The following is a 10,929-nucleotide window of genomic DNA, read 5'->3' as shown; positions in this document are numbered from 1 at the left end:
CCCCAGTGGGGATAATCATGGAGGAGCCGTATGCGATGACCCGCACGTACGGATCTGTGAGAGGCCCATGCAATTGCGCATGGGCCTACTCGATTCGCGTGCGGCGGCACGCTCGACAAAACTTGTAAAATACGCTATATTCTTGTCAAAAGATGGCATAATCGATGCCGAAGGAGAATCGGGAATGGGCGCTGTCCGCAATCCGATCGACAGGTACAGGCATTCGAAAGGAGATTCGCCTTTAAGTCCGGCGAACGTATGGCATCCGGGATTGGACGAGGAGATTAAGGCCTTACCCGCAGAGAAGCTGGCCGACGGCTATCCGGACGGCTACAGGTCGGCGCAAGCTTGGAAAGCGGCGTTGCACTTATGGAACGATAGCCTGGGGGCGGCTCACGAGATCGTGGAAGACATGGACACGCCGACCGGAGCTGCGCTGCACGGCATTGTTCACCGGCGCAGGGGAGATTACTTCAACGCGAAAGACTGGTTGCGGATCGCCGGAGACCACCCGGCGTATCACGGTTTGCAAGCGAGAGCCGCGGCGTATTTGGCTCGGCGGGAAGCACCGAGCGGCCCGTTGCGGACAGTGTTCGAGCAGATCGCCACGCAAGGCAACTGGAATCCGTATTTGTTCGCGAACGCCGTAGAGATTCACGAGAGCCGCGTCGGGGACGACGGCTCGGAAGAGTTTCTCGAGCGTCTTCAGCGGCTCGAACTGGAAGCTTTCATGAAGTATTTAGAGGGGCGAATCGCGCTTGAACGGGCGCCGGTTTATATGGCCGAGTAGGAAAGCGAAAGAAGGCAGCACGAGGCCGATGAACAAGCCTGCGTATACGGCGAGTCCGATCAGGGTGCCGATGCCGATCTGGACGAGCGCGTCGACGCCCGAGAACGCCAGCGCGCCGAACGTTCCTCCCATGATGGCGGCCGCGGTTCCGATGACGCCGCCGGTCGTGCGCATCGCCTTCGCCATCGACGCCCGGATGTCCCCTTTGCATTCGCCTTCGCGGAATTCCTCGTTGTACCTCGCCATTAGGAAGATGCTGTAATCGACCCCCAACGCGACGATAACGAGGAAAATAAAGAACGAAGCGGTCCACGACAGGCCGGAATACCCCAACGCTTTCACGAAGAGGAATTCCGTCAGCCCCATCGTCACCCCGTAGTTAAAGACGAGCGAGAGCAGCACGTAAAGCGGCGCGATCCACGAACGGAGCAGCATCGCGAGCAAGAGGGCGATTCCCGCGAGCATGAGGGAGCCGGTACGAATGAAATCCCGATAGGAGATCCCCTTGAGCTCGTAATACTTCGCCGATACGCCGGTGACGTAAGCTTCGGAGCCGGCCATCGCCGTTCCGTTCAGGCTCGCACGCACCCGTTCCGAGATCGCGGGAACCGAATCGATGGCGGCGATTCCGTAAGGGTAATCTTCCAGAATGAGCTCCAGCTTCGACGTATGACCGTCCGGCGACACGTAGTAATCGAGAGCGGCTTTGCGGGAAGCAGCGGCCTCGGCGGATTCCGGCTTGCGCTCCGTTTCCGTCGCTCTCTTCAAGCTGCCGATCTGCGAAGACAAGAGCTTGCCCAGGCCGCGTTCCCAATACCGGACGGCGGGTCCGACGCCGATCCAGCCTTTGCTGAGGGGAACGGCGCCGAGCGCGATCGTCTTCAATCCCTCGAACAGCAATTTTTGGTCGGAGGCGATCGATTTGACGAGTTCGCGGGCCATATGGGCGTCCGCGAGCTGTCCTTCGACGGTGAACTGGACCGGCTTGCGGCCGAGAGGCCTGACCGCGCTTCTGACTTCCTTGATGCCGATCTCGCGGGCGAGATCGGAGCTCATCTGCTCGAGCGCGGCCAAGCCTGTCGCGGTTCTCATCGACTCCCGCGAAGAGACGACGACGGTAACCGGGAACGCTTCTCCGGCTCCGAACGCTTTCTCGACTTGACGGAAGCCTTGGACCGAGGCCGAGCCGGGATCGATTTCGGAAATATCGTCGAACGAACGTTGGCCTTGAAACAGTAGCGCCAGCGGCAACAATACGACGAAAGAAGCCAAGAGGACGATCCTCGGCTTCGCGGAGCAGGCCGAGGCTAACCGTTCCCAGTAGCCTTTTCGCGGGGAGATGGAGCGGTTGGCGGTCGTCGCGGACGCCTTATGGCCGAAAAGAAGAAGCAGGCATGGCGTAAGCGTCAACGACGCCGCGACGGAGACGGCCATCCCGACGGAGACGCCGGCCGCAGAGCGGTACAGGCCGAAATCGGCCAGTCCGAGGAGCAGGAATGCCGCGAATACGGTACCCGCGGCGTAGAGCACCGTTCTCGCGGCGCCTTTCATCGCCTCGCCGAGGGCGACCGCGCGATCGGCCAAGCGATCTCCCCGGGCATGCTCGCGATAACGCTGAATGAACAAGATGCAGTAGTCGGTGCCCGCGCCGAATAGGACGGCGATCAGGAACGATTCCGTAAAGTGGGAGACGGGCAAGCCGAATCGTTCCGACGCGAATGCGATCAAGCCTCTGGAGACGATGAAGCTGACGCCTATCGTTAGCAAAGGGATGAGCGGGATAACCGCCGAACGGAACACGGCGATCAAGATGAAGAGGACGATGCCGACGGTCAGCAGCTCCGTCGTGCGGAGTCCTTTCTCCGAGGTTTGTTGGAATTCCTGGGACAGCGCCGCCGTGCCCGTCAACGCGGCATCGGCTCCTTCGGGGACTTCTTCCAAAAGCGACTTGAGCCGATTCAGCGCCAGCTTCGTTTCGTCGTCGAAGTCCGCAAAAGGCAAATTTACGATCGCGAGCCGCGTCGTGCCGTCTTCGCTCGTCATACGCTCGGCCAACTCGGGCCGGGAACGGGGAGAGAGCACGCCGGTTACGCCAAGCTCGTCTTTTCGCTTCTCGACGTCTGCCAGCATGCCGTCCATCCAGTCGATGTCCCCGTCGCTCAGTCCGCCCGGGCGCGATACGACGACGACGGCGCTCGACAACGAGCGGGAGTCCGGATGAACGAGCTGAAGAAGCCGGGTCGCCCGCACGGAATCCGCGTCCGCCGGGAGAAAGCGTTGTTCGGTATGGCTAACGACGCTTTGCAGATTCGGGAGAAACAGATAGGCAAGCATTGCCGACGCGAGCCAGCATAAGACGATCGCGAAGCGATATCGGACGATTCCGCCGATCCATGAGTTCATGAGGTTTGGCCGCCTTCTTTACGGATGGGAATAACCTTCCAACGCTCCTTCGCCGCGTAGGGCGGCCGCGCGATGGAGGGGATTCGGGTGAAAATAGCCGTTTCCGCGGAACGTCTTGCCGCCGATCGATACGGCCGTCATTCCGACGTCGATGGCGTGCGATTCCGCGAAATCGGCGAGCAGACGGTCGTCGGTCAAACCGTCGATATCGATATACCATAACCTCGTGCCGGCTTCGGAGACGACGAACAGCCTGGCGCGAGAGAAGACGAGAAGCCATGTTTGCGGGCCCTGCGCGATCGAGAGCTCCGCCAAGTCGTAAGTTTCCACTTCTGAACCCATCCTCTCATGCCGATATACTGATTGTAACGGTTCGATCGAAAAGCATGCAAATGCAAGTTGCGAGGGAGGCGTTCCCGATGACGAATGCGGACATATCGGTAGAACCGCTCGGCGATCGCGCGTTCCTGCTACGGTGGGCTGGAGAGGCGGCCGCGGCGAGGCTCGCGTCCTGTGCGAGGGCGTTAAACGAAGCCGGGTTAAGCTGGCTTCGCGAAACGGTTCCCGCGTACCGAACGATCGCTTGCCACCTGCGGGACGGCTATTACGGAGTCGAAGAAGCCGCGGAAGAAGCTCTTCGGTTCGTTCGTTCCGTCATCGAACCGAACCGGGAGATAGAGGCTCGGCTCGTCGAATTGCCGACCGTCTACGGCGGGGAAGCAGGTCCCGATCTCGCGGAATGCGCGGATAGAAGCGATATGACGGAGAGCGAGTTCGCGACCCGGCACGCGTCCGCGACGTACGAGGTGGCGTTGCTCGGCTTCGCGCCGGGGTTCCCGTATTTAAGCGGGCTTGACGCCGCGCTGTCCCAGCCGCGCCGGGCATCGCCGCGCATGAAAGTGCCCGCCGGCGCGATCGGCATCGCGGGAGGACAGACGGGCGTGTATTCCGTCGAGTCGCCGGGAGGCTGGCAGATCATTGGGCGGACGACGGTTCCGTTGTTCCGTCCGGATGCGGAGCCCCCTTTTTTGCTAGCGCCGGGCGATCGCGTACGCTTCGTCGCGATCGAGGCGCGCGGTGGCGGAGAGGGGGCCGCGGCGATCGCGGTAACGGACGTCGCCGGTTCGTCCGACGATCAGGCCGAGGGCGCCGGCGGGACTGACGCCGATAGCGAACGGTCAGCGGCCGGAAACGTCGCTTTGACTGTCCTGAAACCGGGCTTGCTGACGACGGTTCAAGACTTGGGTCGCTCCGGCTGGCAAGCCTACGGCGTGTCAGGGGGCGGCGCGATGGATACGGCGTCGCTTCGCAAAGCGAACCTGCTCGTCGGCAACGACGAAGGAGCGGCGGCGTTGGAGCTGACTTTGATAGGCGGCGCTTACGTCGCGGAGAGGGATATCGTCGTCGCGATATGCGGCGGGGATCTAGGGGCGTCCGCGGACGGCTCGAAGCTGCCGATGAACCGTCCCGTCTTCTTGCGCCAAGGGACGGTTCTGACGTTCGGAACGGCGGCTTCCGGCTGCAGAGCTTACGTGGCCGTTGCCGGCGGCATCGACGTTCCCCCGGTGCTCGGCAGCCGCGCGACGGACGCGCGCGCGATGATCGGCGGAGGCCGAGGCAGGGCGCTGCAAGCCGGCGATCGGATCCGGCGTTTCGAGCCGGGAGAGAGGGCGAAAGCGCTCATAGGGCCGCTTCGGCGGAAAGCGGAGCCGGACGGACGCGGCTGGAGCGCTCCCGATTGGAGCGCGTCCGGTTGGGTTGAAACCGCTCCGTATCTGGCGAGGATGTCCGGCAAGCGCCGCATCCTTCCGATCCGGCTGCTGCCGGGAGCGGAGTGGGGAAGGTTCGGGAAGGAAGCCCGAGAGCTTCTGTTCCGGGAAGCGTACCGCGTCGAGACGTCCTCGGACCGAATGGGCGCGCGGCTGTCCGGTCCCGCCATACCGATATCGGTAGGCGGCGAGATGGAGTCCCACGGCGTCAGTCCGGGGACGATCCAGGTGCCGCCGGGCGGACGGCCTATCATTCTGGCCGCGAATTGCCAGCCGACGGGCGGTTATCCGAAGATCGCGAACGCGATCGCGGCCGACCTGCCGCTTCTGGCGCAAGCGTCGCCTGGAGATTGGCTGTCGTTCTCGCTGACGGACGCCGATACGGCCGAGCGGGCGTTGAAGCTACGGGAACGCGAGCTTGCGAAGTTAAAGGCGGGCTTGAGAGCGTTGACGAAGAGGGGCGCCATCGTCCCGAATTAATTGCTCGGCAATAGAAATGAACGGAACGGCGGAGCGTAGCCGAAGAGGCGCCGCTCCGCCGCGAAACAGAACGGAGGAACGGGAGTGCGAACGATCGATTTGAACGCCGATATGGGAGAACTCCCAGGCGCGACGGGAAGAGCGTCCGACCGGGAAATGCTGCGATACGTCACTTCGGCCAACATCGCATGCGGTTTCCATGCCGGAGACGCGAGCACGATGCGGGAGACGGCCGAAAGATGCCTTGAGCTCGGAGTCGCGATCGGGGCTCATCCGGGTTTGCCGGACCGCGAAGGGTTCGGGAGGCGGAGATTGGCCGTCGGCGCGGTCGAAGCGGCAGACATGGTGCTCTACCAGACGGGCGCACTGAAAGCGCTCGTCGAGGCGGCCGGCGGAACGTTAAAACACGTAAAGCTGCACGGCGCGCTTTATCACATGGCCACGGAGGACGATGCGCTGGCCATGGCCGTCGCGCAGGCGATCGCTCGGTTCGACGGGCGGCTCGCGCTGTTCGGATTGCCGGACAGCGCATGGAGCGGGGCCGCGTCCGCTTGCGGACTTGCGTTCGTGACGGAAGGCTTCGCGGACCGGGCTTACTTGCCGGACGGCCGGCTGATGCCTCGGGATCGGGAGGACGCCGTGCACGGAAACCTCGACTCGGTCGCCGATCAGGCGCTCGCGCTCGCGAACGGCGGACGCTTCGGCACGATCTGCTTGCACGGGGATACGCCAGGCGCCGCGGAACATGCCCGGATGGTCGCGGAAACGCTTCGTTATGCGGGAATCGCGGTTCATTCGGCGGGATAGCCGGGCGCTGCCACGCTCGAATTATGTCGAACAAGTATCGAAGTCCTAGTTCGCAAGCAGGAAAATCAAGGAATGCGTTGAATCTTAACTGTAGGAAAGTCAGCAAGTATCGCGAATAGAGCTGGCAATGAGTCGGGGGCAATCCATGGCGATGAATCGCGCGGAAATGAAAACGGCTTGGACAGTTATCGTGGCGGTGGCCGTTTTCTTATGCATCAGGTTGTTGAACGGATGGTTGGAACGGATTCTTTCGCACTTGAACCAAGAGGCGGCGCATGCGATTCTTGAATCGTTCGCGGCGACGGCTTGCTTCTCTTTGCTCGTCATGGGCTGGTTGGTATTCGTTCCGACCTTGTGCATGCAACGGCTCATGACCGCGGCGCTGTTCACGGGAGTCGGATTGTTCGATCTCTTGCATTCCCTAAGCGGGCCCGGCATGCCGATGTTCCGCGAAGCGACGGGGGAAGCACCGAGCGTCATGCTGGAATGGATCTCGCAAACGATCGGCGCGATCGGCCTTCTCGTCGTGTTTTCTTTGCGGAATCCGATCGTCAAGCCGCGCGCGCGGTTGTACGCGATCATTCCGGTCGTCATGACGGTGATGATCGTCTCGTTGATCGTCTTCCGGACGGAAAGCTGGAACGAAGCCGCGCTCGAGCGTCTCGCTCCCTATCAGTCGGCGTTTACGCTGATGTTGTACGCGGCCGCGGTCTGCGTGCTTTTGTTCCGTCACCGCATCGAGAGGCCGGCGGCAATGCTCACGATCGTGCAGGCGATCATCTGGCTGTTTTTCGCCAAAATCGAAGATTCTTTCGGTATAAAAGTCGGAGAAATGCATGATCTGCTGGTCGTTGCCTTTAAGCTGATCGGATATTCTTTCCTGCTGAAAGGCATCTACCTCGTCTTGATCGAGGAGCCTTACCGCAGGCAGAAAAAAAACGAGGCGAAAGTGAAATATTTGGCGTTCCACGACGAGCTTACGGGATTGCCGAATCGACGCTTGTTCTCGGAAAGGGTCAAAGCCGAGATGGCGCACGCGCAGCACGGAAACGGGAAATTCGCGTTGCTGTGGCTCGACGTCGACCGGTTCAAGACGATCAACGACTCGATGGGCCATTCGTTCGGGGATCGGCTGCTCGCGGCCGTGGCCGAACGGCTGTCGAAGTTCGCGGAGAAGCCGGAGAACGTCTTCCGTCTCGGCGGAGACGAGTTCGCGCTGCTCGTCGGCGATATCGCGGACGAAGGCGAAGCGGAGAGCATCGCGCGGAAGCTCGTCGACTTGTTCGGACAGCCGTTCAAGGTCGGCCCGTCCGGATTCCATATCACGGGAAGCGTCGGAATGGCATTGTTCCCGGACGACGGCAATACGCTCGATCTGCTGTTGCAGAACGCGGACATCGCCATGTACAACGCCAAGGAATCGCGTAACAGCTGGAAGCGTTACGAGAAAAAGATGAATCTAAAGGCGAAGGAAAAGCTGCTGCTCGAGAACGATTTGCGCATCGCGCTGGAGCTCGACCAATTTTATCTCGCTTACCAGCCGCTCGTCGACTTGGAACACGAGCATCTCGTCGGAGCGGAGGCGCTGCTTCGATGGAGCCATCCGGAGCGGGGCGAGATTTCTCCGGCGGACTTCATTCCTCTGTGCGAGGAGAACGGATTTATTCTGCCTCTCGGCGAATGGGTGCTGCGCCAGGCGTGCATGCAGATGAAGATGTGGCAGGATCAGGGCTTTCCGCCGATCGTCATGTCGGTCAACTTGTCCATCCGCCAATTCCGCCAACACGACTTGAGCGAACGAATCGGGAACGTGCTCAAGGAAACGGGACTAGAGCCGCAATGGTTGGAGCTCGAAATCACGGAAAGCATCATGGCGGACGTCGCGTTCGCGACGTCCATGCTGGAGAAGCTGAAAAAAATCGGCGTGCGAATCAGCATCGACGACTTCGGCACCGGCTACAGCTCGCTTTACTACTTGAAGCGGTTCCCGATCGACAAGCTGAAGATCGACCGCTCGTTCGTCAATGACGTGCTCACCGACCGCAACGACGCGGCGATCGTGTCCGGCATCTCCGCGATGGCGCGCAACCTGAACTTGAAGGTGACGGCCGAAGGCGTCGAGAGCGCCGGGCAGGCGGCTTTCCTGAAGGAGCAGAAATGCCAGGAAGCGCAAGGCTACTACTATTCGCGCCCGGTGCCTGCCGATAGGTTCGAAGCGTTGTTCGAGGCAGAACGGAACAAAGCGGTAAGGGGAGCAGCGTCCTCATGAGCATGCGACCGACGAACGGAGCGCTGCCTATCCGAGTGTTCGTATACGGATCGCTTTTGCCCGGGCAGAGCAATCACGGCGTCGTCGCGCCATACTTGCTCGCGGCGCGGGAAGGGCGAGTGCGTGGTTTTCTCGTCGATGCCGGGGAGTATCCGGCGCTCCTATTGGACGAAGCGGGCGAAACTAGCGGCGATCGCGAGCACGGCGGTGACAGAGTCCAAGCACGCTTCGTTCGGGGGATGTGGATGGAGGTTGCTCCGGCCGGTCTGCCGGCTCTCGACGAGCTGGAGGGATTCCTCGGCATCGGAGAGGACAACGATTACGAACGGGTCCGGATCGCGGACGCGGACGATCCGGACTGCGCCGGTTGGGTATATATCTGGACGGATTCGCGCGGCTATCCCGCGGCGAACGTCGATTGGTGGCCGGACGCGGTCGCGAGAAAACGAAGCTGAAAGCCGAACGAGCCAGACCTGGTTACGGGTTCGGCTTGTTTTGTCGTTCTACGCGCTCGGCCCGCGTTACCGCATATGCGTCGGGATTGTGTCGGGACGACGGATAGAGTTGAACAGGTAGTCGGGTTCGAGTACGATAGAATAGCCTCGTTCGCGAATTTCTTCCCGGCGCGGCGGTTACCCGGATTCGCGCTTTGACGATTCCGGTACCCCAATCAGGCACACTCGCTCGGAAGAGCGACAGGAGGCGTCATCGATGGCGGTATTCGAACGCTCTCGCGGGCATGCGAGAATCGGTTTTCTTATAAAAGCGACAAGGCTGGCGATGGTCTTCTCGCTCTTTCTGATAGGCTTGGCTGTTCTCTCCGGGAGGGCGGAAGCCCATGCGACGCTGGAGCAAACGACGCCCGCGTCCGGGGCCAAGCTGGAGTCCGGGCCGGCCTCGGTCGAGCTTCTATTTAACGAGAGGCTCGATAGCGGCGGCATGAAATTGACCGTGCTGAACGAGGACCGACGCGATATTTCCAAAGGAAAACCCGAACTGTTCGATGGGAACAAAGGGCTGAGAATCGCGTTGCCGAAGCTCGACGAAGGCCATTATACCGTATCGTATTCGGTCATTTCGGCGGACGGTCACCCGGTATCCGGAGCCTATGTCTTCACGGTAGGAAATCCGGCGCCGCTGACGGACGCGAGCGAGCTCGACCCGCATTCGCAAGTCGGACACGCGCACGAGCACGGCTCTGCCGGGCTGTCGCAGCAATCGTTCCTGCTGTACGCTTCGAGGATCGTCTACTATGCCGGCTTGCTGACGGCGGCCGGGCTCTCGTTATGGAGCCTTAGAAGGAAAATGTCAGCCGAAGCGCTCGAGACCTACCGGCGCACGTTGTCGCTGGCGGGCAAGTTCGCGTTGATCGCGACGCTCGCATACGTCTTCTTCAGCCTTCAAGATTTGGGGCAAGGGGAGCCGATCTCGGAATGGGGACGCATCCTGACGGAAACGACGATCGGCAAGCTGTACATGGCGGAGCTGCTGCTCGCGCTGGCCGCGCCTCTTCTGCCGTCGCTGGCCGCGCCCGCGAAGCTATTCTGGGCGGCGGTCGCGCTGTTCGTCGAAGCATGGTCGGGCCATGCCGCCGCTTTCGATCCGATCGCTTATACCGTCGGACTCGACTTCGCGCACTTGGCGGCGGCGTCGCTCTGGAGCGGCGGGCTGCTCCTGCTGCTCGCGATCTGGCTAAAGGATAGGGCAGAGGCGGGCAGGTTCGCGGTATCCTTCTCCAAGTGGGCCTTCGTATCCTTCGTCGCCCTTTGGATAACGGGCGTGCTGTCGACGTTCGATTTCCTTCCGTCGCTCGAATATTTAAAATTCACCCTATGGGGGAAATGGCTCATAGCCAAGGCCGCATTATCCGCGCTCGTCGCGATTACGGCGTTGCTCATCCGGTTACGTCTTCGCAAAGGAGACGCGCCGCGCGGTTACTTGCTTAAGATCGACGCGGGGTTGCTTGCGGCCATCGTACTATGCGTCGGCATTTTGACGTACCAGACGCCGCTGCCGGACAACGAACCGCTGACGTACCATAAGATGGGCACCGACATGCACGTGACGCTACGGATCACGCCGAACGAGCCGGGCGACAACGAGTTCAACTTGAAAATCTGGTTGCCCGAGAAAGTCGCGAAAGGCGAGCCGAAGCTCGTACGGCTCCGGTTGCTGCCGACGGGTAAAAAAGACATGGGTTACATCGACGTTCCGCTGGAGAAATACGAGGACGAAGAACAGGACGCTTTCCCGGATTTCCTCAAGTCGACTTATCGGTCGAAGGGACCTTACTTGCCGTTCCCCGGCGAGTGGAAAGCGCAAATCCGGGTAACCGACGGCGAGGACAACGAACGCGTGCTGGAGACGACTTACCGGATTTATTGATCAGAGCGGGGAAGGGGAGGAAGAAG

8 protein-coding genes are annotated in these 10,929 nt (G+C 61.2%); 6 read left to right on the top strand and 2 right to left on the bottom strand.

What is annotated here, in order from left to right:
* The first annotated feature begins 184 nt into the window (after window positions 1–184).
* The gene (locus tag ACFPPD_RS10085; protein ID WP_209750875.1) at window positions 185–790 is read left to right on the top strand and encodes a hypothetical protein; all 606 of its coding nucleotides are present in this window, start codon (window positions 185–187) and stop codon (window positions 788–790) included.
* On the opposite strand, the gene ACFPPD_RS10080 is transcribed toward ACFPPD_RS10085, so the two are convergent.
* Window positions 740–3,193: an MMPL family transporter gene (locus ACFPPD_RS10080; RefSeq protein ID WP_209750874.1), complete on the bottom strand. Its 2,454-nt coding sequence runs from the start codon at window positions 3,191–3,193 to the stop codon at window positions 740–742. The genes ACFPPD_RS10085 and ACFPPD_RS10080 overlap by 51 nt on opposite strands.
* An 18-nt stretch (window positions 3,194–3,211) precedes the next feature.
* The gene (locus tag ACFPPD_RS10075) at window positions 3,212–3,523 is read right to left on the bottom strand and encodes a hypothetical protein (RefSeq protein ID WP_209750872.1); all 312 of its coding nucleotides are present in this window, start codon (window positions 3,521–3,523) and stop codon (window positions 3,212–3,214) included.
* Window positions 3,524–3,612: 89 nt separating this feature from the next.
* On the opposite strand from ACFPPD_RS10075, the gene pxpB reads away from it, so the two are divergent.
* From pxpB to ACFPPD_RS10050, 5 genes are all read left to right on the top strand, one after another.
* Window positions 3,613–5,442 (top strand): 5-oxoprolinase subunit PxpB, encoded by a 1,830-nt coding sequence (pxpB, locus tag ACFPPD_RS10070; RefSeq protein ID WP_209750870.1) that lies wholly within the window; start codon window positions 3,613–3,615, stop codon window positions 5,440–5,442.
* An 84-nt stretch (window positions 5,443–5,526) separates the two neighbouring features.
* Window positions 5,527–6,249, top strand: a complete 723-nt coding sequence (locus tag ACFPPD_RS10065) for a LamB/YcsF family protein (RefSeq protein WP_209750868.1) — start codon at window positions 5,527–5,529, stop codon at window positions 6,247–6,249.
* A gap of 145 nt (window positions 6,250–6,394) precedes the next feature.
* The gene (locus ACFPPD_RS10060) at window positions 6,395–8,518 is read left to right on the top strand and encodes a putative bifunctional diguanylate cyclase/phosphodiesterase (protein ID WP_209750866.1); all 2,124 of its coding nucleotides are present in this window, start codon (window positions 6,395–6,397) and stop codon (window positions 8,516–8,518) included.
* Window positions 8,515–8,973, top strand: a complete 459-nt coding sequence (locus ACFPPD_RS10055) for a gamma-glutamylcyclotransferase family protein (RefSeq protein WP_378082081.1) — start codon at window positions 8,515–8,517, stop codon at window positions 8,971–8,973. The genes ACFPPD_RS10060 and ACFPPD_RS10055 overlap by 4 nt, the downstream gene beginning before the upstream one ends.
* A gap of 256 nt (window positions 8,974–9,229) precedes the next feature.
* Window positions 9,230–10,903 carry a copper resistance CopC/CopD family protein gene (locus tag ACFPPD_RS10050; protein ID WP_209750864.1) on the top strand — a complete coding sequence of 558 codons (1,674 nt, stop codon included), beginning with the start codon at window positions 9,230–9,232 and terminating at the stop codon, window positions 10,901–10,903.
* The last annotated feature ends 26 nt before the right edge of the window (window positions 10,904–10,929 follow it).

This window comes from Cohnella suwonensis (assembly GCF_042655365.1).
Classification (GTDB): domain Bacteria; phylum Bacillota; class Bacilli; order Paenibacillales; family Paenibacillaceae; genus Cohnella; species Cohnella suwonensis.
The sequence above is the reverse complement of the archived record's forward strand: the minus strand, read 5'-3'. Positions and strand labels throughout refer to the sequence as shown.

Coding starts and splice junctions, on each gene's coding strand:
- ACFPPD_RS10085 (WP_209750875.1), top strand. CDS start 185: ATGGGCGCTGTCCGCAATCCGATCGACAGGTACAGGCATTCGAAAGGA.
- ACFPPD_RS10080 (WP_209750874.1), bottom strand. CDS start 3,193: ATGAACTCATGGATCGGCGGAATCGTCCGATATCGCTTCGCGATCGTC.
- pxpB (WP_209750870.1), top strand. CDS start 3,613: ATGACGAATGCGGACATATCGGTAGAACCGCTCGGCGATCGCGCGTTC.
- ACFPPD_RS10060 (WP_209750866.1), top strand. CDS start 6,395: ATGGCGATGAATCGCGCGGAAATGAAAACGGCTTGGACAGTTATCGTG.
- ACFPPD_RS10055 (WP_378082081.1), top strand. CDS start 8,515: ATGAGCATGCGACCGACGAACGGAGCGCTGCCTATCCGAGTGTTCGTA.
- ACFPPD_RS10050 (WP_209750864.1), top strand. CDS start 9,230: ATGGCGGTATTCGAACGCTCTCGCGGGCATGCGAGAATCGGTTTTCTT.